The organism is Mesorhizobium sp. L103C105A0 (assembly GCF_000502215.1).
GTDB lineage: Bacteria > Pseudomonadota > Alphaproteobacteria > Rhizobiales > Rhizobiaceae > Mesorhizobium.
In genome coordinates this window covers 73567-95488 of record NZ_AYXF01000003.1, presented here as the reverse complement: position 1 = coordinate 95488, position 21922 = coordinate 73567, and the positions used below count along the sequence as shown (strand labels likewise).

The 21922-nt window shown below is 62.5% G+C and carries 18 protein-coding genes; 6 read left to right on the top strand and 12 right to left on the bottom strand.

The annotated features are described in order from the left end of the window. Window positions 1-13 precede the first annotated feature (13 nt). From X727_RS153660 to X727_RS153680, 5 genes are all read right to left on the bottom strand, one after another. Window positions 14-1471 carry an NCS1 family nucleobase:cation symporter-1 gene (locus X727_RS153660; RefSeq protein WP_023672691.1) on the bottom strand — a complete coding sequence of 486 codons (1458 nt, stop codon included), beginning with the start codon at window positions 1469-1471 and terminating at the stop codon, window positions 14-16. A gap of 199 nt (window positions 1472-1670) precedes the next feature. Continuing rightward, window positions 1671-2459, bottom strand: a complete 789-nt coding sequence (otsB, locus tag X727_RS153665) for a trehalose-phosphatase (protein WP_023748419.1) — start codon at window positions 2457-2459, stop codon at window positions 1671-1673. Continuing rightward, window positions 2456-4237 carry a trehalose-6-phosphate synthase gene (locus tag X727_RS153670; protein ID WP_023682445.1) on the bottom strand — a complete coding sequence of 594 codons (1782 nt, stop codon included), beginning with the start codon at window positions 4235-4237 and terminating at the stop codon, window positions 2456-2458. Before X727_RS153670 ends, otsB begins: the two co-directional genes overlap by 4 nt. Window positions 4238-4381: 144 nt before the next feature. After that, window positions 4382-6544, bottom strand: a complete 2163-nt coding sequence (locus X727_RS153675; protein WP_023834104.1) for an amylo-alpha-1,6-glucosidase — start codon at window positions 6542-6544, stop codon at window positions 4382-4384. 43 nt (window positions 6545-6587) lie between these two features. After that, entirely contained in the window at window positions 6588-7649 is a 1062-nt protein-coding gene (locus tag X727_RS153680; RefSeq protein ID WP_023672687.1) for a glycosyltransferase family 4 protein, read from the bottom strand. 189 nt (window positions 7650-7838) lie between these two features. On the opposite strand from X727_RS153680, the gene X727_RS153685 reads away from it, so the two are divergent. Both X727_RS153685 and X727_RS1000000167895 read left to right on the top strand, forming a co-directional pair. Then, window positions 7839-8141 carry a DUF982 domain-containing protein gene (locus X727_RS153685; RefSeq protein ID WP_023688551.1) on the top strand — a complete coding sequence of 101 codons (303 nt, stop codon included), beginning with the start codon at window positions 7839-7841 and terminating at the stop codon, window positions 8139-8141. A gap of 185 nt (window positions 8142-8326) precedes the next feature. Then, the gene (locus X727_RS1000000167895; RefSeq protein WP_023672685.1) at window positions 8327-8485 is read left to right on the top strand and encodes a hypothetical protein; all 159 of its coding nucleotides are present in this window, start codon (window positions 8327-8329) and stop codon (window positions 8483-8485) included. 600 nt (window positions 8486-9085) lie between these two features. Here the strand turns inward: X727_RS1000000167895 and X727_RS1000000168970 are convergent. The 6 genes from X727_RS1000000168970 to X727_RS1000000168495 form a co-directional block, all read right to left on the bottom strand. Continuing rightward, window positions 9086-9286 (bottom strand): hypothetical protein, encoded by a 201-nt coding sequence (locus X727_RS1000000168970; protein ID WP_081726098.1) that lies wholly within the window; start codon window positions 9284-9286, stop codon window positions 9086-9088. A 2-nt stretch (window positions 9287-9288) separates the two neighbouring features. Further along, window positions 9289-9474: a hypothetical protein gene (locus tag X727_RS153690; RefSeq protein WP_023688550.1), complete on the bottom strand. Its 186-nt coding sequence runs from the start codon at window positions 9472-9474 to the stop codon at window positions 9289-9291. 691 nt (window positions 9475-10165) lie between these two features. Then, window positions 10166-11677: a protein adenylyltransferase SelO gene (locus X727_RS153695; protein ID WP_023834103.1), complete on the bottom strand. Its 1512-nt coding sequence runs from the start codon at window positions 11675-11677 to the stop codon at window positions 10166-10168. Window positions 11678-11920: 243 nt separating this feature from the next. Continuing rightward, window positions 11921-13297 carry an NAD(P)/FAD-dependent oxidoreductase gene (locus X727_RS153700; RefSeq protein WP_023672682.1) on the bottom strand — a complete coding sequence of 459 codons (1377 nt, stop codon included), beginning with the start codon at window positions 13295-13297 and terminating at the stop codon, window positions 11921-11923. A gap of 30 nt (window positions 13298-13327) precedes the next feature. Then, window positions 13328-14155: a DUF2243 domain-containing protein gene (locus tag X727_RS153705; protein ID WP_023702856.1), complete on the bottom strand. Its 828-nt coding sequence runs from the start codon at window positions 14153-14155 to the stop codon at window positions 13328-13330. A 1-nt stretch (window position 14156) separates the two neighbouring features. Then, a complete protein-coding gene (locus X727_RS1000000168495) occupies window positions 14157-14318 on the bottom strand; it encodes a hypothetical protein (protein ID WP_023693466.1) in 162 nt (53 codons plus the stop codon). A 148-nt stretch (window positions 14319-14466) separates the two neighbouring features. On the opposite strand from X727_RS1000000168495, the gene ctaD reads away from it, so the two are divergent. Beyond that, window positions 14467-16125 (top strand): cytochrome c oxidase subunit I, encoded by a 1659-nt coding sequence (gene ctaD, locus X727_RS153710; RefSeq protein WP_023834102.1) that lies wholly within the window; start codon window positions 14467-14469, stop codon window positions 16123-16125. 103 nt (window positions 16126-16228) lie between these two features. On the opposite strand, the gene sdhD is transcribed toward ctaD, so the two are convergent. Next, entirely contained in the window at window positions 16229-16618 is a 390-nt protein-coding gene (gene sdhD / locus X727_RS153715; protein ID WP_031204176.1) for a succinate dehydrogenase, hydrophobic membrane anchor protein, read from the bottom strand. A 530-nt stretch (window positions 16619-17148) separates the two neighbouring features. On the opposite strand from sdhD, the gene cphA reads away from it, so the two are divergent. From cphA to X727_RS153730, 3 genes are read left to right on the top strand one after another with little or no spacing between them, the layout of a single operon-like run. Next, a complete protein-coding gene (cphA, locus tag X727_RS153720) occupies window positions 17149-20052 on the top strand; it encodes a cyanophycin synthetase (protein WP_245274154.1) in 2904 nt (967 codons plus the stop codon). Beyond that, window positions 20052-20951 carry an isoaspartyl peptidase/L-asparaginase family protein gene (locus X727_RS153725; protein WP_023738739.1) on the top strand — a complete coding sequence of 300 codons (900 nt, stop codon included), beginning with the start codon at window positions 20052-20054 and terminating at the stop codon, window positions 20949-20951. Before cphA ends, X727_RS153725 begins: the two co-directional genes overlap by 1 nt. Continuing rightward, a complete protein-coding gene (locus X727_RS153730) occupies window positions 20948-21772 on the top strand; it encodes a cyanophycinase (RefSeq protein WP_023710470.1) in 825 nt (274 codons plus the stop codon). The genes X727_RS153725 and X727_RS153730 overlap by 4 nt, the downstream gene beginning before the upstream one ends. The last annotated feature ends 150 nt before the right edge of the window (window positions 21773-21922 follow it).

The window sequence follows — 21922 nt, the reverse complement described above, 5'->3', positions numbered from 1 at the left end:
CCTATCTCTCATTTCACGCCTTCGCCGTCCTGGCCCCTGCGCCAAGGGCGGCGGTGCGAAGGACGTAGTAGATGACCCCTGCAATGCCGACGCCGAAGAACCAGCCATAAACGCCCCACCATGCCGGCAGCAGGTTGGTGAAGTTCGGCAGGACCGAGGAGAAGATGGCGCCGATGCCGGCGGCTATGAAGGCGTTGACGTGCCAGCCGCCCTGGAAGCGGAACTCGCCATGTTCGCGGTACAGTGCCTCGACGTCGACCTCGCCCTTCCGGATCAGATAGTAGTCGACCATCATCACCCCGAAGATCGGCCCCATCGTCGCGCCGATGACGTTGACGAAAGACGCGGCACTGCCTTCCCACGGCGCGAAGGGATAAAGCACCAGCGCGATCACGGCCGCGATATAGCCGCCCTTCTTGAAGTCGATCTGCCGGGGAAAGACATTGGAGAAGTCGAAGGCCGGCGAGACGAAGTTTGCCACCACATTGATGCCGAGCGTCGCCACGGCAAAAGTCAGGGCTGCAAGCGCTGCCAGGAACCAGCTGTCGAATTTCGCCGAGATCTGGTCGGGATGCAGAAGCACTTCGCCATAGACGTCGAAGGCAGCGATGGTGGTCACGCCGGCGACCAGCGAGAACAGGATGAGATTGATCGGCAGGCCCCAGATGTTGCCCTTGCGCAGCGATGCCTTGTCTGGGGCATAGCGGGCGAAATCGCAGAAATTGAGATAGAGCGCCGAGAAATAGGTGACCCAGATCGCGGCCACCGCAAACAGCGACGTCCAGGAGCCAGGGGTTCCGGGTACGCCGGCATCCTTTGTCTTGTCGAGCAGCACATCCATCGGGATGTCGCTGGTAAAGGCAAATCTCCCGGATTTTACACAGAGATAGATCGCCAGGATCAACATCATCACCCACACCGCCGGTCCGGCCCAATCCTGGAAGCGACGCACCGTTTCCATGCCGTTCTGGATGATCAGCAATTGCAGTGCCCAGATGACCACAAAACAGATCACTTCCAGACCCGTGTGGCCGAGGAAATGCGTGTTGGCGTTGAAATCGGCGAACCATTGCGAGCGGATCAGCAACGCCACGATCGCGCCCGATGCCGCCGCCGTCTGCGCGCCGTACCAGAAGCAGGCTACGAGGGCGCGCACCAGGGCCGGAATGTTGGCGCCCCAGATGCCGAAGGAGGCGCGCGCCAGCACGGGGTAGGGCACGCCGGTCTTCACGCCGGCATAGCCGACCATGTTCATCAGCGCGTAGATGATCAGCGAACCGATGCCGATGGCGATGATGAAATTGACGAAGCCGCCGCAAAACAGGAACAGGCTTGCGGCGAGATAATAGCCCCAGAGGCTGTGGACGTCCGACGTCCAGACGTTGAAGATCGAGAACGGCCCCCAGTTTCGGACTTTGGCCGGAGCCAGATCCTCATTGTATAGATCAGGTGATGCGCCTTGTATGGTCACTGCGATGTCCTCCCCTTGATGCCGCACGCGCCCTCACGCGTCGACTGCGCAGGTTATGCCTGACGCAGGGGAACCGGCAAGCAATCCATTTGCCGGCTTTGGCCTTAAAGATATTCAATGAGAACAGCGCTTATCGATCGGCTTTTGGCGAAGGTCGGCGCAAACGCGGCGATCTTGATTCGATCCGCAGGGGCAGCGATCAGGACGCTTTGCGGTTGAGGGCCGGTGATGCGTCGAAATTGGCGGCAAGCCAAGCTATCGCGCAGGTGACATCATCGAGCCTGTATTGGGCCACGGTCGGCCCACGCGGCTTGACCCGGATCGAGATGCCGCCGGCCTCGTTGATCGCCTCGAAACCGTTTTCGTCGGCGGTGTCGTCGCCGAGAAAGACCGGCCGCCGTCCGGCAAAGGGCGGGATTGCCATGAAACGCCGCACGGCAGCGCCCTTGGCCGCTTCGAGCGGCATGAGTTCGACGCCGGCGTTGCCCGGGATAACCCGATAGCCCTTGGGAAGCTCGGTCAATGCCTGTTCGGCGAGATGCGTTGCCCTGGCCAGCAGATGCGGCGCCGCACGCGTATGGATGGCGAGGATCGGACCCTTGCGCTCGATATGAACAAGGCCGTCATCCAGTTCGGCTTCGATGGCGTCGGCAAGGGCAGCTATATCGGCGGGAGCATCGGCGGTAACGACCGGGCCGTCCGGCGTCAGCCGGTGTTCCAGCCCATAAAGACCCGCAACACGCAGCTTCAACGGATGAAACAGGCGGTCGGCGCCCTCGACCGAGCGGCCGGTGATAAAGGCGACGGCGCCGTCCAGCCGTTTGTCGACGGCGCCGAGGAGGTTGCGCAGTTCGTCGCTCACGGACACGGCGTCGGGGTGCGCGGCGTGCTCCAGCAACGTGCCGTCGATGTCGAGGAAAAGCGCCCATTGTCCTTCCGGCAGGTCGGGTGCGGTTGGCAGGCCCGGTGCTTTCGACAGGCTATTCATGACGCCACCTTCCGCATGCGGTCGAACAGCGAGACGATGTTGGTGTCGGTGTTTGCGGGCCGCTCGGCGACACTTGTCGCTCTTTCGAGGTCGCCGCGTTTGCGCAGGCGCGCCGCATCGAGAAGCATGCTGCCGGCCCAGCGAAAGACATTGTTGTCGCGCACTATTTCGCGCATCGGGCGCATGCGCTCGCGTTGTTCGTCCGGTGACATGGTCAGCGCCTGCAGCAACACCTGGCTCATCATCGCCGCGTCGTAAGGATTGACGATCAGTGCTTCCAGCAGTTCGCGCGACGCGCCGGCAAACGTGCTGAGCAACAGCACGCCCTGTTCGTCGTCACGCGCGGCGACGAATTCCTTGGCTACGAGGTTCATGCCGTCATGCAGGCTGGTGACCATGCAGATGTCGGCGGCGCGATAGATCTCATAGACCTGTTGCTGCGAATGGTGCTCAGCCACCATGACCACGGGCTTGTAGCCGTCATGACCGTAGCGCTGGTTGAGCTCGTTGGCATAACGCAGGCATTCATCGTGCAATTGCTGGTAGGCCGGCAGCGTGCCGCGGCTTGGGGCAGCAATCTGCAGGAACACTACCTTGCCGATCCACTCGGGGTGGCGCGTAAACAATTCGTCCAGCGCATGGAAGCGGTCGAGGATGCCCTTGGTGTAGTCCAGGCGCTCGACGCCGACGCACAGCTTGACGTCCGCCGACAGGCCGAACCGCTCACGCAGGCGGGCGCGGCTTTCCTCGACCGGTGGCAGTTTGGCCAGGAGTTCGGCCGGCCATTCGATGGAGATGGGATAGGCGTGCACCAGGGTCGTCCGCCCGCCATACGAGATCGCGGCGTCGGCGCGCTCGATGCGGCTTTCCAGGAACCGGTCTACGCTTTCAGTGAAATTATTGGCATGAAACTGGGTGTGAAAGCCGATGATCGAGCTCCCGAGCAGTCCATCAAGAACGCGTTCGCGCCATGGGCAGATGCTGAACACTTCGGAGTTCGGCCACGGGATGTGCCAGAAGGTGATGATGATCGCCTCCGGCAGGCGCTCGCGGATCATGCGCGGCAGGAGCGCGAAATGGTAATCCTGAACCAGCACGATCGGCCGCTCATTGCGCGCCTCGGCAACCACCATATCGGCGAATTTGCGGTTGACGGCCTCATAGGCCTCCCAGTCCGAGGCACGGAAGACCGGCCGGGTGAAGGCGATATGGCAGAGCGGCCAAAGCCCTTCATTGGCAAAGCCGAGATAGTAGCCCTGATATTCGTCGTCGCTCAGCCACACGCGGCGCAGCGTATAGGACGGATTGTCGGGCGGCACCTGAACCCGATCGTTGCTATCGACCGTCAGACGATCCGCAGTTCCGCCGCCATAGGCGATCCAGGTGCCGCTGCAGGCGCGGGTGATAGGCTCAAGCGCCGACACCAGGCCGCTGGCCGGCACCAGAAGCTCGACGCCGTCGTCCTTGATGTTGTGGATATAGGGTTCTCGGTTCGAGACGACGATGACCTGCGCGTCCGGCAGGTCGTCGGCAAGTATCTTGCGCAAGGTGTCGGGCGACCAGTTCACCAGCGCCGCGTCGGGAGATTGTCCATTCTTCTCGAACTCCCGCAAAACCTTGCGCGTCGCTTCCGATGCGACGTCCTCGCCGGCAGTCGGTGCAACCGTCAAGCTATGGCTACGACGTTGCCTGGAGATCGATAACAGAACGGCTAGAATCGAAAGGCCAAGGCTTGCAAGGATCAAGACCCAGAGCAGGGCCATGCCATAATCAGTCATTCCAATTCCAACTCAATTTTGGCCGTCAGGGCCTTTTTCTTCATGGTTCGATTTGAGTGTTCGCAGCCGACGATCGCCCGTGAGAACCTGTGTTTTTCGCAACGCACAAACCCTGGGTTCGGTTCCCGTTGAAGGCCGTTCAGATCATGTCCGCACGATCAGCGGAACCAGCCCTTCATGGCGGTCGGCGAGAAAGGCGACGACGCGGTCGCCGACGCGCTGGAAGGTAAGATCGACCCTCTTTTCGCCGACACCCAGATGCCTGAGCGTCAGCGTATCGATGCCGATCGGCAAACGGGGTCGAGTGACGTGGATTTCGCCGTTCCAGCCGTCGATTTCCAGACCGAGGCACGCCTGCATCAGCATGAAGGCCGAGCCTGCGGACCACGCTTGCGGCAGGCAGGCGACGGGGTAGGCGATCGGCGCTTCGCCCGGCGAGCGGGTGAAACCGCAGAACAGTTCTGGCAGTCGCATGTTGAAATGCACTGCCGATTCGAACGTACCGCTCATCAGCCGCACCACGCTGTCACGCTCGCCGAACCGCGCCAGGCCGGCGCCGCACATCGCCGTGTCATGCGGCCAGATGGAACCATTGTGGTACGACATCGGGTTGAACAGCACAGCATCGTCGGAAAGCGTTCGCACCCCCCAGCCGGAGTGGAAGGAAGCCGAAAGCAACTGGTCGGCGACCATCTTAGCCCGCGCCGGTTCGGGCAGGCCGACATAGAGCAGGTGTCCGGCATTCGAGGTGCGCACCTTGCACGGCTCTCCGGCGCCGTCGATCGCCAGCGCATAGAACCCGAGATCGTCCAGCCAGAAATCACGCTCGACGGCGATCCGCATCTCTTCGGCGCGATTTTCCCAGTGCTCGGCCTGCGCGAACTCGCCCCGGCGGCGGGCGAGAGCGGCAAGGCCCCTGAAGGCGGCGAAGACATAACCCTGCACTTCGACCAGCGCGATCGGCCCCTTGGGGATGCGCCCGTCGGCGTGGAAGACGGAGTCGAAGCTGTCCTTCCAGCCCTGGTTCGCAAGGCCGGATTCGGCAGCGCGCTGATAGGTGACGAAGCCGGTTGCGCGGCTCGCCTCTTCCGTCCACTTGGCGGCGGCGCAGAGAGACGGCCACAGGCTGGCGATGAAGTCCATGTCGCCGGTGCGTTCGGCATAGGCGCAAGCGAGGTGGATGTAGAGCGGCGTGGTATCGACGCCGCCATAGTAGCGGCCGAAAGGCAGTTCCTGCAGCGCCACCATCTCGCCCTTGCGCGTCTCGTGCATGATCTTGCCGGGCTGCGAGTCGCTGAAAGGCGATGTCTCGGTCGCCTGGTGCTGGGCGAGGAAGGCAAGCACGCCGCGCGCCAGGCCGGGGTTGAGCCATAGCATCTGCAGCGCCGAGATGACGCCGTCACGGCCGAAGGCCGTCGAAAACCAGGGGATGCCGGCATAGGGGTAGGGGCCGGTCGACAACTCGGTGGTCAGCAAGGCGACATCCGCGCGGGCGCGTTCGACCCAATCGTTGAAGACGCGACCCGAACTGTGCACCGTCGCGCCATGGCGGCGCTTGGCCCGCATGCCGAAACGGGCGCGCGCCGCGGCCGCCCGGAAGCGGTCGCGGTCGGGCGTTTCGGTCAGTTCCGCGCCGGCCTCGACGTAAAGCATCTTGCTGCTGCGCTTGGTCACTGCGATGAGGAAATCCGCGCGCTCGGCGCTCAACTGGTCTGGCGGCTGCGAGAACGAGATCGCCGACACCCGCGCCAGCCCGTCCAGTCCGTCATAGCGCAGCAGCACCGAGGCAGGCGCGATCTCCGCTGCATGCGCCATTCCGCGCTTCGGCCGGGTCGAACCGCGCACCTCGAACATGTCGCGGAAATCGGCGGCAAAATGCAGCGAGACGCGGATTGCCGAATGCTCCTGGCTGTAGTTGGAAAGGGTGATGCGCTCGAACAGCCGGTCCTGCCACAACAGCCTGACGCGCTCGATATGGATGGCGCCCTGCGGGATGTCGCGGCCACCGACGCTTTGCATCGGCAAATTGGTCATATTGCTGGTGAACAGCACATTGTCCTGGCTGAGCGAGGCGCCGAGCAGCGATGTCTGCCGGCCGCCGACGGTGAGCCTGAACTCCGACAGCACCCGGGTGTCGTCACGGAAGAAACCGTCGCCCGCACCCCTGATATCGCCGTAGGCATCGGCCACGGCAAAACAGTCGCCTTGCTTTAGGGCAAACAGCCGGTGCGGCTCGCGCGGCGCGGTTTCGTCCAGGGAGGCAAGGGCCACGGCAGGGTCGAGCTTGCGCTCGTCAAGTTCGGTCATCAGTCACAAATCTCTGTTTCGGGCTCGGAACGTCCGCCGTCGTTCACGACGCTTTCGATTCAGCCGGGGCGCCGATGAGACGCGCATAGGCAGTGAGATAGTCGCGCGCCATCCTGTTGGCGGAGAACCGACTTTCGAAGACGGCGCGCACCTTTCGCCGGTCGAGTTGCAGCAAGGCCGGCACCGCGGCGACCGCGGCGTCGAGAGAATCGACGACAAATCCGGTAACGCCATGGTCGATGACTTCCGGCAACGCACCGCAGTTCCAGCCGATGGTTGGCGTACCGCACGCCATCGCCTCGATCGCGGCAAGGCCGAACGGCTCGGGCCAGTCTATCGGAAACAGCAGACCAGCGGCATTGCCGAGGAATTCAGTCTTCTCACTCTCGGCGATCTCGCCGACATAGTCGATGCGGTCGCCATCGATCAACGGCTCGATCGTCTCATGGAAATAGGCGCGATCATCGTCGCCGATCTTGGCCGCCAGCTTGAGTTTCATGCCCGAGCGCAAGGCGATGTCGATGGCCCGGTCCGGCCGCTTGTCGCGCGAAAGCCGGCCGAGAAAGGCGAGGTATGGTTCGCCTGCCGCCGTCTCGAAGGTCGGCTGATAGAGACCCGTCGGCAGCCCGTGATGGATGGTGGCCAGCCAATTGGCATTCGCAAGCCCGGTCTTCTGGCTATGCGAGATCGAGATCAGCGGAAAGCGCGGAAAACGCTCATAGGCTGGCGCCAGATCGACATAATCGAGCCGGCCATGAGGCGTTGTCACCGTCTTGTCCGGCATGGTCTCGAAGAACGAGAAATGCAGGAAATGGCTGAGATGAAAATGAATGATATCAAAGTCGTGGGCTCGGTTCCTCACATCGGCAAGCATCGCAAGATGCGCCGCCGTGTCCGATTTCAGTGGACGCGGATCGAGGCGTAGCGCGCGTTCGCGACCTGGTATCAGTCTGGCCGACGTCCGGCTGTCGCCGCTGGCGAACAGCGTCACCTCATGGCCGAGTTCGACCAGCCCTTCGGTCAGATAGGAAACGATGCGCTCGGTGCCGCCATAGAGAAGGGGTGGCACCGATTCGTGCAAAGGGGCGACATGGGCTATGCGCATGGTTTGAACGTGTCCCTCAAGGCAATCACGAGAGCGAAATGCATCAGCCGGCCTAACGTTCCGGACAAAAGCGGGCGTCGGCAACCCAAGCCCACCAGCGCAGATTTTTTTGCAATAAGCGGAACAAACGCGCCATCCGCGAATTTAGTAGGGTTGGTTCGCGCTGCGGCCGACCAGGGAGAGAACAAAATGGACCGCTTGCATTTCTTTACGCCCGTGCGCATTGCGCGCGGGCAGGGACACCCCGTCGAGGAAGTCGATAGCGTTGCCGAAGCGATGGTCTTTTTGCAGAAATGGCCATTGGGACGGCGTGGGCCTGTGTATCAGTGCGCCGTGAATTGCTGCTCCGCGGCCCTGTCGGGCAGAATGTCGGCCGAAGCAGCCAGGAAGGCGTTTACGGGCTTTGCCCGCATCACCCGGCTGCTCGATGATGACATGGCCCTGCCGATGGGCGGCGAAAGCATGGCGGAAGTCCACGCGCTGAGGCGCTAGGCGCCGGTCCAGCCATTTGGCTATTGAACACCCGGGCTTTGGCGGCGCGGGCATCATCTTTTCCGCACCGGAGTATTCCGGCGCGGCCCTTCACCTCATGGGCCACACTGTGCTTTCATGCGGCGTTTCGCATGACCGGTGGGTGACGACCATCCACAGGCGGCCCGAACGTGGAGGGGTAGACAATGCCGAGACTGATCCTGGGAACACTCGGCGCTATCGTCATCGCCCTCATCTGGGCGGTCTTTGCCAGTTTGATGGGCGCGCCATCGATCGTGATCACGGTCGGCGCGGTCGCCATTGGGGCCGGCGTCTACACCTACGTCGACCGACGCTCGACTTGACGCGTCCCCGGTCTGCCGCGCGCTCGACCAATTGCACGCCGGTGTTTGACGCGCGCGGCAGTCGCGGCGGGCATTCTTCAAAGATGAGCTTGCTGGCCGCATAGAGAGCCAAGGCGCAGACAGGGCGCCACACGTCGGACCGGGCTCCGCGAGAACTTGGGAGAGATCGTCAAAGATCTTTCAATCCGGCCAATGTAGATCGAAACGGCGAATCTGTGGATTTCCGGTGGAACATCGTCGCCTCGAAACACTTCGGGCGTTGCACTGCCCCATCAGTGCACGTTCCCTTGTTCTGTTGGAACTGGCCGGCTGCCGAAAGGTGGCCGGCTTTTTTGTATATTAGCGGAACCTGAAATTACGGGGCTTGTTCTGCATGCGGCAGCGAGCCCCTCGCTGCTGGTCGAGGGCCGTAACCCTTGGCCGGGCCCGCATCGCTCCGCCAGTGGTGCGGGCCCACGGCCTCCGGTTTTTCCGGGCGTCTCGACTCGCTGATCCTCACCCTGGTCCGGCTATGCATGTCACTCAAAAAAAGGCTCGGTTGTGAGACAATGACATGCACACGCGGCGCGCTTTAGCACAATCATTCACAAAGCCGTGGGTTCAACTGTTGCTACCCTTCTTGGCTGGATTGTGCGAATGATGACTGTCCTTTTCACCGCCACCCCCTGAAACTCGGCTTTTGGATCGACGGTCTTCATCCGCCGGGGGCTTGTTGATCTGTAAGGGTTTTCTGGCGTTCTCGTGCGATGCGCCTGGCCCGCCCTGCCGGATCGTGTTCGGGTGTTTCTTCGATGTGGACATGATCACCGATCCTGCTGACGGCCCTGATGAGTGGTGTTGACCTTGGTGTTGGCTTGCTGCCCTTGGCGCTCCGGATCCGGCGCTCCGTGAGTGCCGTGCTGGGCATCATCGTGGCTAACCTGTCGCCCTTCTCCTCGACCCTTCTGGCTCTGGTTCTCAGGCGGCACGGGCGGCATTTTGCTCGACATCTGCATCTCCTTGGGTTGCTATCGTGACTCAAAACCGTGATCGTGGGGGGAAGTTCCGTCTGCTTCGTCAGCACCTGTGCTTTTCGGTGCCGACGGAATCTGACTCCCAACGCGGATTTCAACGAACGGCAGGGCCTGCGTTGCTTGTCGAGGACAGGCAATCTCTGGGCAGGCCCGCGTCGCCCCGCCAGTGGTGCGGGCCTGCAATATAAATCCTAAGCCTGGCTGCTATCGCTGTTTATTGCGAGCTTGCGGCGACTTGCGTAGCGGGCTTCAGTGGCTTTCAGGGGACAGCGTGTTGTATCCGGTCGATCTGGAGCGACCGAAATACAGTGCTTGACCACGTTGCTGACATGATCGGTGAAGAGCGCGGTGTCGCGCCTGGATCGCGGCAGCAGCCTCTGGTCCGATCTGCCTGCAGCTGATGGCAGCTAAAACGACGTCAAAAGACCTAAGCCTCTTTGATCGCCCTCGCTGCTCGCACGAGCGATGACCAGTCAGCTCCCATGGCTGCGACAAGGTCTCGAGCATCTTCGTCTGATATTCCGGTACGGTCTACGAGCTTCCGTGCCAGCAATTCGAATGCCAATTCTATGATCGTCATAGCTCAGCCCCTACGAGAGTGCCCGTGACGATAGCTTGCAAATGGGTCTTCCGCATTTGCACATGTTAAGCGACCATCACGAATGTCTCATGTACCGCAGAATGTCTGCAGGACGCGCTCATCCGGGCGTGGCGGCTCAGCAAAGCGTTCCATTCCCGGCTGCTCATCGAAGGGACGGCTGACGACCGCCAGAATCTCCTCGAACGGTCTGAAGTCGCCGCCCAACGCCGCCTGGATCATCGCCTCGATGCGATGATTGCGGGGGATGAATTTGGGATTGACCGATTGCATGGCAGAACGGCGCGTGGCCGTGTCGCCCTCGCTTGCGATGCGCTGGCGCCACCGCGCCGACCAGGCATCGAATGAGCCTGGATCCTTAAACAACTGCCGCGCCGTGCCTTGGCCGTCCGCAGCGTCGAGGTCATCGCCCAGGCGCCGGAAGCCGAGCGTAAAATCCGCTTCGCCGCGAGCCAGCACATCCAGAAAGTCGGCAGCGAGCTGCAAGTCGCCTTCCGCTTCGGTCAGCAGTCCGAGTTTTCTGCGGAAGCCGCGCTGCAACACAGCCTCATAGGAGGCCTGGAACGACCTCAGCACCTCTTCCGCTTCAGACACTGCTTCATTCTCGTCCGTGCTCATGAGCGGCAGCAGGGTCTCGGCAAAGCGCGCAAGGTTCCATGTGGCGACACGAGGCTGGTTGGCATAGGCATAGCGACCGGCGCGGTCTATCGAACTGAACACCGCGCTGGGGTCGTAAGCGTCCATGAAGGCGCATGGGCCATAGTCGATCGTCTCGCCCGAGATCGACATGTTGTCGGTGTTCATGACGCCATGGATGAAGCCGACCAGCATCCAGCGCGCCACCAGGTCCGCCTGTGCGGCGACAACGGCCTCCAGCAAAGCCCGGTACGGCCGTGCTTCCCCCGCCAGCTGTGGGAAGTGACGCTGAATGGCATAGTCGGCCAGTATCTTGAGCGCCTCGGTGTCGTGGCGCGCGGCGAAATATTGGAACGTGCCGATCCTGATATGGCTTGCCGCCACCCGTGTCAGGACGGCGCCGGGCAGCCGGACCTCGCGATAGACCGGGTCGCCGGTGAGCACCGCCGCAAGGCTTCGCGTCGTCGGAATGCCGAGCGCCCCCATCGCTTCGCTGACGACATATTCGCGCAGGACAGGGCCGAGTGCGGCGCGGCCGTCGCCGTTGCGCGAGAACCGCGTTGGTCCCGATCCTTTCAGCTGGATGTCACGGCGAACGCCGTTGACGTCCACCACTTCGCCAAGCAGCAGGGCGCGCCCGTCGCCAAGCTGAGGCACGAAGTTTCCGAACTGGTGGCCCGCATAGGCCAGGGCGATTGCTTGCAACCCTTCCGGAAATCTGTTGCCGGCAAGCATCGCCACTCCATCCGGGCTGGTAAGCTGGTCGGCATCGAGCCCGAGTTCCTCCGCGAGGTGCCGGTTGAACCGGATCAGCCGCGGTTCGGACACCGGCTTCGGATCTGTTTGCGCGAAGAAGCGCTCCGGCAATTGCGCATAGCTGTTGCTCAGGGCGGGAAGCCCCGTCTGAATGACCGGGGGTTGTTCAGCAGTCGCAGGTGACGTCATGACGAGCTGTCTCTGAAGAGGAGGGGTTCAACAGATCCCGTTTCGAGGAGCCTGTGTTCATTTGTTCATATAGGGACGCAACGTCGTTGGTGCCATCCGGATCCATCAGGCCGGCACCGGATACAAGCTGGGAACCACCCGCCTCAACTATCGAGGTTCGGGCTGCCGTGGGACGACGGGCCGTGGCGGAATCCAGAGCTGACGCCCGCATCGCCACTGTCTCCGAACTGAGCACCCGGCAATCTAGTCAGTGCGGGCGTGCAATGCCGGGGCGGCGTCTGCCTTGGTTGGCAGCGGCTCTCTCGGGGCCGCTCCCGGCGATGATTTCGAACCCGGTTCGACTCGCTCCTCGGCGATGAGCCGGGCGCCACGCTCATAGGTCAGGTAGCGCCAGAGCCACTGGATCGAGACCTGAACGCGGTGCTGAAAACCGACGAGCAGGTAGACATGGATGAGCGCCCAGGCAGACCAGGCGAACCAGCCTTTCAGTTTCAGCCTACCCGATTCGAACACGGCAGCGTGGCGGCCGACAATGGCCGTGTTGCCTCGATTGCTGAAGACAAAAGCGGGCAGCGTATCGCCAGCATCTATCCGGCGTGCCAGTGCCTTGCCGAGGTGCTCGCCCTGCTGCTTGGCGACCTGGGCAAGACCCGGCAATGGCTGGCCGTTCCCATCGAGGACCAGTGCGACGTCGCCAAGCGCGAAGACATCGGGATGGCCGACGACCTGCAGGTCGGATTCGACCTTCACCCGACCGCCGCGGTCGAGCCCGACACCAAGCTGGGCGACCAGCGGAGAAGCCGCCACCCCGGCGGCCCAGAGCGTCAAGGCCACCGGGATCACCTGGCCGCCGACGGTGATCTGATGCGCTTCGATCGCCTCGACCCGGTTGCCGAGCGCGACCTCGACGCCCAGGCTTTCAAGGCGCAGACGTGCATATCTGGAAAGCTCCGGGGCGAATCCGGCGAGCAGACGCTCGCCGGCTTCTACCAGTATGATCCTTGTCTTCTCGGGCCGGATGTTGCGGAAGTCGCGCGCCAGTGTGTGCCGGCTGAGTTCGGCGATCGAGCCCGCCAGTTCGACACCGGTCGGGCCGCCGCCGATAATGGCGATCGTCATCAGCCGGGATTGCTCGACTGGATCGGTGGTCCGTTCCGCGTGTTCGAACGACAGCAGCAGCCGTGACCGGATCGTGCGCGCGTCCTCGATGGTCTTCAAACCGGGACAAACCCGAGCCCAGCTCTCCTGGCCGAAATAGAATGGCTGCGAACCGGTGGCCAAGACCAGGATGTCGTAGGGGACCGTGGTCCCATCGGCCAGCACCAGTATCCTGGCTTCGGTGACGATCTCGGTGACATCGCCGAAGAGGACCTGAACCGAGGGATAGCGGCCCAGGATCTTGCGGATTGGCTCGGCGATGTCAGGCGCCGACAAGGCGGCGGTTGCAACCTGATAGAGCAAGGGCTGGAACAGGTGGTGATTGTGGCGGTCGATGATCGTCACCCCGATTTCCGCCTTGCCGAGCGCCTTGGCAACCTCCAGACCGGCAAAGCCTCCGCCGACCACGACGATCCGCGGTGTCAGGCTCCGGCCGTGGCTGCTCTCGGTGGCGAATTGCATGCTTGATACTCCCCTATCCCTGTCCGGAAGTCATAGCCTGGCAGGAGTGCCTCGCTGCTGGCTGGAGCTACTGCTCACTCCGGCGGCATCGGTCCAGGCAAGGCATCCGGCAATGACAGGCGTCGTGCTGACCACCAAGGCGCCGCGCGCGTGAAGGGCTACCAACCCGCGCCATGAGACGCGGTCGACCGCCCAGATGGTGCCGCTGGCGTCGACCCATTTGAGATGGGCGTCGGCGACTTCAACGGCCCGCATCATCGCCGCCGGTTCCATCCCGGCCCGAAAGACGATGATGGAATTGGCGGCACCGTTGAAGAACGGGCCGGCGCCGGCTGCCACTCCCGCGAGCAGGACGATGCTGGTAAGCGCTGCCGAAGCACCGCGTGCCGGTCCGCCGCGGTTGGGCAGCACCAGCACCAACACAAGCGGCACGATGCCGAAGATGACCAGCCACGCAATATCCCAGGCGAGCGGCAAGTCGCTGTTCATCTTGATCCGGTGCAGACCCAGCAGCCAGTGAAACACGACGGCATCGACGACATGCCAGACGCCGAACCCGGCGAAGGCGAGCCGCAGGATCTCCGTGGTGCTCCCGGGCCGCGCGCCGGCCGCCCTCGCGGCCACCAGCAGCACCGTGCCGGCGACGGCGAGCACATACATGAAAAGATGGAAGAGGCCGTCGGCCATGATCTGGAAGCGCAGGTCGGAACCCACCGGATCGGCGACGCCCGAGAGAAGATGATGCCATTGCAGGATCTGATGCAGGACGATGCCGTCGAAGAAACCGCCGAGCGCGAAGCCGAGCAGCAGCCAGCCGGCTCGCGTTCTCGGGTCGAGTGTCGCGGTGATCGCGTCCATGTCAGGACCACCGGCTCCAGGCCGGGGCGTTCAGTTGCCTGGGCACCGACATGTCCGGCGGCATGGGGTCATGGAGACCATGACGCGCCTCGAGCCAGAAGGCGGATATCAGCCCACCAACCACCGTCGTCAGAACCAGTGTCGCAGCAATTATCGCCAGCATGGACGTCGATCCTCAGCCGCGCAGGGTCGGCCGCGCGGAACCTAACCGCGGCTTCCGTGGAATGTTCCTACCGCCGGTTCGGTGGAGGGAACAATCAAGTTCCAGCACGGTTCGATGCTGGCGACGGACGGCTCAAGCGGAGAAGGTCATGAACGAATATACGGCGGCAGATCCGGACGGTCTCGACAGCCATCAGCCGAGCGGCATCACCCGATGGCTGTTTTCGACCAACCACAAGGACATCGGCTCACTCTATCTGGTCTTCGCTTTCATCGCGGGGGTGATCGGCATGCTCTTGTCGGTGAGCATGCGAATCGAGCTGCAGCAACCCGGGATCCAGTTTTTCCCCGGACTGGCGTCGATGATCTACGGTTACCAGGGCGACGCGGCGATCGACGCCGGCAAGCAGCTTTACAACGTCTTCACCACGGCCCACGCGCTGATCATGATCTTCTACACTGTGATGCCCGCCCTGATCGGCGGCTTCGCCAACTGGATGGTTCCGATCATGATCGGCGCCCCCGACATGGCCTTCCCGCGCATGAACAACATCTCGTTCTGGCTGCTGCCGCCGGCATTGATGTTGCTTTTATTGTCGATCTTCATGCCCAGCGTCCCCGGCGGCTATGGCCCTGGGACCGGCTGGTTCCTGTACCCGCCGCTGTCGACCTCCGGCCATCCCGGTCCCGCCGTGGATCTGGTCATCCTGTCTCTGCACATTGCGGGCGCCTCCTCGATCCTGGGAGCCATCAACTTCATCACCACCATCTTCAACATGCGCGCGCCGGGGATGACCCTGCACAAGATGCCCCTGTTTGTGTGGTCGATCCTCATCACCGCCTTCCTGCTGCTGCTGGCTCTGCCGGTGCTGGCCGGCGCCATCACCATGCTCCTGACCGATCGCAATTTCGGAACCACGTTCTTCGCGCCGGACGGCGGAGGCGACCCGCTGCTGTACCAGCATCTCTTCTGGTTCTTCGGCCACCCGGAAGTCTACATCATGATCCTGCCGGCGTTCGGCATCGTCAGCCAGGTGATCTCGACCTTCTCGCGAAAGCCGATCTTCGGGTATCTCGGGATGGTCTACGCAATCGTGGCGATCGGGGTGATCGGCTTCGTCGTCTGGGCCCACCATATGTACACCAGCGGGATAGGCCTCGACACGCAGCGCTACTTCACCTTCGCCACGATGGTGATCGCAGTGCCGACCGGGATAAAAGTGTTCTCCTGGATTGCAACCATGTGGGGCGGTTCGGTCAGCCTGCGGACGCCGATGCTCTGGGCCCTCGGCTTCATATTCCTGTTCACCGTAGGCGGGGTGACGGGCGTTCAACTCGCAAATGCCGGCCTCGACCGTGAACTGCACGACACATACTTCGTCGTCGCGCATTTCCACTACATACTTTCACTGGGAGCGATCTTCGGCATCTTCGCGGGCTGGTATTACTGGTTTCCGAAAATGACGGGATATCTTTACAATCCGCTTCTGGCTGGGGTCCATTTCTGGACGACCTTCGTCGGCGTGAACCTCGTCTTCTTCCCCCATCACTTCCTTGGATTGGCGGGCATGCCGCGTCGCTATGTCGACTATCCCGACGCATTCGCCGGCTGGAACATGGTGTCCTCGTATGGATCGTACCTGTCGGCCGCGAGTGTCGTGATTTTCCTCTTCGGCATCTTGGAAGCTTTCTACCGGCAAAGAGCCGCCGGCATGAACCCATGGGGGCCAGGAGCTACCACATTGGAGTGGGAGCTGACCTCTCCACCCCCTTTCCATCAATGGGACAGGCTGCCGCAAATCAGATGAGGCCGGGTTGTCGAACTCCTGTGCGCAAGCCAGCCCGGTTCGCCGCTGAGGCGAACTTCAGCCTGCCGGTGGCAGACGTTGGCTGCAGCTGAGAACCGGATCGCTATCTGAAGCTGATTAACAGCACAGCGAACAAGCTTGCGAGCGCGACTGCCCAGCAGAACAACCAATTGGCGATCAGAAGAAGCGATTTGAGCACGGTGGCATGGCAGTAATCTTCGATGATCGATTGCATTCCAAGCCGCATGTGAACGCAGCTTACGAGAATGAAGCCAATAAGGGCTGGCGCGACATAGATCGATCCTACGATGCTGAGGACGGCGTCTCGAGGCTCACCGACCAGCATTATAACGACCGCGACGATGTAAATGACAAGGATCAACAGGGCAGCAGATGTCAGCCGCTCCAGCATGAACGTTTCGGTTCCGTGTTTCGCCGATCCAAGGCCCCGCACTCGAGCTAGCGGAGTTCTGATTGAGGGTCTGTCAGCCATGGCGTTTCCCCAAAATTACTTGGTTGCCTTGCGCGCAACTCAAGCTGTTGCTGTTTCGATGCCCGGGCCGTCGGTGCCGACGGATAGTGGGCAAGCACGGTCTCCAGTCGAGCAAGGCGGGCTTTGTGGGCGTTCAGTTCGTATCCTGAACGCCATCCAATTTGCCTGGGTCTGCCATCTCTGCATAGCTCGCTTTCAAGCAGCGAGATACGAAGGCGGACCGCGTCGATCTCCTTGACGAGCGCGGCCTTCACCGATTTTCGACTCTGCATGGCTGTAGTTCCGGTGCAAGGATGGTTCCAAACCTGACGCGTCTGGAAGTGTTCCCGGGTGCCGAAGGCGTGCTGAAGATTAATGCCTCAGTGCTGGACCCGCACAATGGGTCGCCATGAGCTAAAGCCGGGCACTAGCTCAACGGCCGCGATGTGCCGGCGAATGCTTGTGAAAACGAGCGAATGCCTGGCCCGCCTCGTCCCGAGAGATAAGTAGCCCTCAGAACAGCGACCGCACGTGGCCGAGATGACCAGAGGGTGTTCTTGGTCCAACATATGTTAACGGCCACTTTTGTTTCTCTCTCCTGCAAAAATATTTGGGCTGAAAGGCCGGGAACTAACCGATCCTCCGGATGTTGCGGAGTTAGTCAGGAGAAACGGACTATGTCGGACAAAGAAATTCATCGGGGCGCCTCGCGTTTTCGCCCTATCCGCGTCGTGGACGCCCGCGTGTTTCGCGGGCCGCACCTCTATAGCATGACGCCAATGGTCCAGATTCGGATCGACCTCGGAGCCCTTGAGGCGTTCCCGACAGACAAACTGCCCGGGTTTTCCGAACAAATCGTCCGACTGTTGCCCGGCCTTGCGGGCCATGGCTGCAGCTATGGCGCCGCCGGCGGCTTCGTCCGCCGCATGCAGGAAGGAACCTGGCTCGGCCACGTCGTCGAGCATGTCGCCCTGGAACTGCAGAGCATGCTCGGTCACCGGGTGACACGAGGAAAGACACGGTCGGTCAAAGGCAGTCCGGGCACTTATAACGTCATGTTCGCCTACAAGGACGAGCTTGTCGGGCTGCTCGCCGGGCGCGTCGCGCTCGAACTGGTGGACAGCCTGCTGCCGGCCAATCTCCATGGTGTCGAGGGGCTCGGCGACATTGCGGAAACGCAGGGGCCATTCGAGTTCGCAGCCAGGCTGCAGCAGCTCAAGCTTCTGGCCGCCGAGCGTGCCTTGGGGCCTACGACTGCTTCCTTGGTGCGCGAGGCCGAGAGGCGAGGCATTCCGGCGGCGCGGATCGACGACAGCAGCCTCGTGCTGTTTGGTCACGGAAAGCATCAGAAGCGCATCCGCGCCAGTTGCAGCGACCTCACTTCCGAGATTGCGACCGAGATCGCCTCGGACAAGGACCTGACCAAATTCCTGCTGCAACAGGCCGGCCTGCCGGTGCCACGCGGGGAGCTGGTGCGATCGGCGCAGGACGCAGTCGCGGCGGCAGCACGGCTGGGCTACCCCGTGGTCACCAAACCACTCGATGGCAATCATGGAAGCGGCGTCAACATCGGTCTGGCAACAGAAGACGAGGTCCGCTGGGGCTTCGAACAGGCGCGAGAACACAGCCGTAGCGTTATAGTCGAGCAGCATTTCGTCGGCTCGGACCACAGGATCCTGGTGATCGGCGGAAAGGTGGTGGCGCTCGCCGAGAGGGTTCCGGCCCATGTGGTCGGCGATGGCCGGAGTTCTGTCGCCGAGCTCGTCGAGGAGACGAACCGCGACCCACGAAGGGGAGAGGGCCATTCCTCGGTATTGACCCGCATCGAGATCGACGAATGCGTCGAGCATTTCCTGTCAAAATCGCAGCTCACCCTGGCGAGCGTTCCAGCGCCGGGTCAAATGGTGCTCTTGCGGCCCACCGCCAATCTCTCCACCGGTGGGACCGCGATCGACCGAACGGAAGAAATCCATCCCGAAAACGCGCTGATCGCCAGGCGGGCGGCACAGATCGTCGGCCTCGACATTGCCGGGATCGACTTCGTCTGTCCCGACATCTCACGGCCGGTGAGCGAAACCGGCGGCGGCATCATAGAGGTGAATGCCGGTCCTGGCTTTCGCATGCATCTCGAACCCTCGTCGGGGCGCGCCCGCAACGTCGCACGGCCCGTGCTCGATCTTCTCTTCAAAGGCGGCAAGGACGGCCGGATTCCGATCTTCGCGATCACGGGAACCAACGGCAAGTCGACCACTGCCCGGATGCTGGCGCACATCCTGCAGGCGAATGGGGCAACCGTCGGGCTCACCTCCACCACCGGCGTCTACTTGAACGGCGAGCGGATCATGACAGGGGACTGCTCCGGTCCGCAGAGCGCCAGGATCGTGCTGCGCGAGCCGGGTGTCGATGTCGCGGTGCTGGAATGTGCGCGCGGCGGCATCCTGCGCGAAGGGCTTGCCTTCGATGCATGCGATGTTGGCGCGGTTCTGAACGTCCACGGCGACCATCTCGGGCTGAGGGGCATCGACACGATCGAGGACCTGGCGGAGGTGAAATCGGTCGTGGTCGAGTCCGTCCGCCGCGGCGGATGGAGCATTCTTAATGCCGACGACGTCCACACGTCCGCAATGTCGCGAGATGCCGGCGGCAGGATCTGCTACTTCTCGCTGGCGAGCAGGAGCGAGTGGCCCGGTTTCTTGCGCAGCCACCTGGCGGAAGGCGGCCGCGCCGTGACGCGGGAGCCCAGCAGCGACGGCTGGGACATTTTCATCCACGAGGATGGGGAATCGATGTTCCTGATGAGCGTCGACGAAATTCCCGCGACCTTCGAGGGTTCGGCCGAATTCAACGTTGCCAACAGCCTGGCAGCCGTCGCTATGGCGCATTGCCACGACGTTCCGGCGGCAACGATCCGGGCGGCGCTGGCGGAGTTTGGCACCTCGTTCGAGCAATCTCCCGGTCGCCTCAACGTCTTCGACGGGCATGGTTTCCGCACGATCGTCGACTATGCGCACAATCCGGAGGGGCTGAGGGCGCTCGGAAAGCTCGTTTCCCACATGAGGCGCGGCTATCAGCGCACGATCGGCCTGGTCGCCATACCGGGCGACCGCCGCGATTGCGACATCCGCGAGATGGGCGCGATCGCTTCGCGGATATTCGACGTCATCGTCTTCAAGGAGGATGAGCAGGAGCTGCGCGGCCGAGCCCCCGGAGCGATCGCCGGCTTGCTGCGGGAAGGTGCCTTGAACGCCGGCTGCGCCCCAGGCCGCATTCACGCCGTCTGTCCCGAGAAGGAGGCCGTCGACGTGTGTCTCCGGCTTGCACGGGAAAACGACCTTGTCGTGCTGACCGTCGACGACGTTGAAGCCGTGTGGCGGCAGGTAACCGGCTTCGGAGGCGCGACGCCTTCGAGGGGAGGGCCCGATCAGACCCATATTCGCCATCTGAGGGCTGGCTGATGTGGTCGCTGATCCTGCACGGCGGCGCCAAGGAGATCGATCCGCAAGAGGAGGAGGCGCATCGCAACGGATGCATCGAGGCGCTCGAGGCAGGTCGGGCCGTCCTGGCCGGCGGCGGAACGGCGGTCGATGCCGTGGAAGCTGCCGGTCGCGTCCTCGAGGCCGACCCGACATTCAATGCGGGATATGGAAGTGCCCTCAATTCGGACGGCGAGGTCGAGATGTGCGCTGGCCTGATGGAGGGCAGGGACTTCAATGTAGGTGCCGTCGCAGTGATCAAGGGCGTGCGCCATCCAATCAGTGTCGCGAAGGCCATGCTGCATGAGGAGCCGATCCTGCTGGCGTCGGAGGGGGCCCGGCGTTTCGCCGCCGACAAGCAGCTGGAGCTTTGCGATCCGGCGGATTTGATCACGCCGCAGCAGCGCGACGCCTCCAGCAAGTCGGAGGCGAAGGATACGATCGGTGTGGTTGCCCTGGATCAGTACGGGGACATCGCCGTGGGCACTTCGACCGGCGGACTGGACGGCAGTGCTCCGGGTCGTGTGGGGGATTCTCCGCAACCCGGTTGCGGCTACTATGCCGACAACCAATTGGGAGCCGTCGCCTTCTCGGGAGACGGTGAGCATATTGCGCGAAAGGCTCTCGCGGCCCGTGTCATGCAGGCACTCTCGGCGCGGCAGGCATTGTCCTCGGGGCAGGCTGAAGGCGGCCTGGAGCAGGTGCTGAATCCCGCGCTCAAGGAAGTCGAGGCGATCGGCGGCGAAGCCGGAGCCATCGTGCTTACCGCGACCGGCGTGTCTGGATGGGCGCATAACAGCAGGGAGTTCGCAGTCGCATTCATGACCAGCGAGGACAACCACCCACACGTTTTCCTGCGCAAGAAAGACGTGGACAAATGACCGACAAGAAGAAAAAACGATCCTCGAACGGTAAAGCCGGAACGCTCGTCATCATCGGCGGCCACGAGGACCATGATGGCGATCGTGTCATCTTGAAGGAGGTGGCGAGCCTGGTTCCGAACGGCCGCCTGGTGCTTGCCACCATCGCGTCTCATGAGCCGGATGGCTATCTCGAGAAGTATCAGAGGTCCTTCGGTGAACTGGGCATCAAGGATGTCATCGAGCTCTACGTCAACGACCGCCTCGAGGCAGCTCATGAAAAGAAAATAAGTGCGCTCGCAGACGTGAGTGCGGTGTTCTTCTCCGGCGGCGACCAGCTCCGGATCACCAGCCAGATCGGCGACACGCCCATCGACGAGCGGGTGCACGAAATCTATGAAGCCGGAGGCGTCATTGCCGGCACCTCCGCGGGCGCGTCGGTCATGAGCGACACGATGATGGTGAAGGGGCCGAACGCAGCGTCCTTTCGGATCGGCCACATTCGGATGGCGCCGGGACTGGGCCTGCTGCCGAATGTCATCATCGACCAGCACTTTGCGGAACGGGGCCGCATTGGGCGGCTCATCGGGGCGGTGTCGCAGAACCCGCGCGTCCTCGGCATCGGCATCGATGAAGACACGGCGATCGTGGTGAAGGGCGAGATGTTCAAGGTCATCGGCAGCGGCGCTGTCTATCTGGTCGATGCAGCCGGCGTGACCCATTCCAACATCGCGGAAGGTGAGCCTGATGCCGCCCTTTCGATTCATGATCTGAGGGTTCACGTGCTGAGCTCAGGCGATGCGTTCGATCTCGCGCTGCGACGGCCGGTGGGGCTTCCGTAAGACTTCGCCACACTCAAGCTGATGGTGTGGCGCGGTCCGCGTACCGCGAAAACCGCATATATGAAGCAGTTCTCCTATTTGAAGTCGCCCAACCAGGATTGTCGCGTTGTGGCAGGCCCGGCAGGATTACAGACGGCCTCTCGTCGGCTC

Bases quoted from the DNA above. Each gene is read 5' to 3' on its own strand.
- X727_RS153725 (WP_023738739.1), top strand. From the start codon at position 20,052: ATGTGGTCGCTGATCCTGCACGGCGGCGCCAAGGAGATCGATCCGCAA.
- X727_RS153685 (WP_023688551.1), top strand. From the start codon at position 7,839: ATGGACCGCTTGCATTTCTTTACGCCCGTGCGCATTGCGCGCGGGCAG.
- sdhD (WP_031204176.1), bottom strand. From the start codon at position 16,618: ATGGCTGACAGACCCTCAATCAGAACTCCGCTAGCTCGAGTGCGGGGC.
- X727_RS153700 (WP_023672682.1), bottom strand. From the start codon at position 13,297: ATGCAATTCGCCACCGAGAGCAGCCACGGCCGGAGCCTGACACCGCGG.
- otsB (WP_023748419.1), bottom strand. From the start codon at position 2,459: ATGAATAGCCTGTCGAAAGCACCGGGCCTGCCAACCGCACCCGACCTG.
- X727_RS153680 (WP_023672687.1), bottom strand. From the start codon at position 7,649: ATGCGCATAGCCCATGTCGCCCCTTTGCACGAATCGGTGCCACCCCTT.
- X727_RS153670 (WP_023682445.1), bottom strand. From the start codon at position 4,237: ATGACTGATTATGGCATGGCCCTGCTCTGGGTCTTGATCCTTGCAAGC.
- X727_RS153690 (WP_023688550.1), bottom strand. From the start codon at position 9,474: ATGTCGAGCAAAATGCCGCCCGTGCCGCCTGAGAACCAGAGCCAGAAG.
- X727_RS1000000167895 (WP_023672685.1), top strand. From the start codon at position 8,327: ATGCCGAGACTGATCCTGGGAACACTCGGCGCTATCGTCATCGCCCTC.
- ctaD (WP_023834102.1), top strand. From the start codon at position 14,467: ATGAACGAATATACGGCGGCAGATCCGGACGGTCTCGACAGCCATCAG.
- X727_RS153695 (WP_023834103.1), bottom strand. From the start codon at position 11,677: ATGACGTCACCTGCGACTGCTGAACAACCCCCGGTCATTCAGACGGGG.
- X727_RS1000000168970 (WP_081726098.1), bottom strand. From the start codon at position 9,286: ATGTCCACATCGAAGAAACACCCGAACACGATCCGGCAGGGCGGGCCA.
- X727_RS153730 (WP_023710470.1), top strand. From the start codon at position 20,948: ATGACCGACAAGAAGAAAAAACGATCCTCGAACGGTAAAGCCGGAACG.
- X727_RS1000000168495 (WP_023693466.1), bottom strand. From the start codon at position 14,318: ATGCTGGCGATAATTGCTGCGACACTGGTTCTGACGACGGTGGTTGGT.
- X727_RS153675 (WP_023834104.1), bottom strand. From the start codon at position 6,544: ATGACCGAACTTGACGAGCGCAAGCTCGACCCTGCCGTGGCCCTTGCC.
- X727_RS153705 (WP_023702856.1), bottom strand. From the start codon at position 14,155: ATGGACGCGATCACCGCGACACTCGACCCGAGAACGCGAGCCGGCTGG.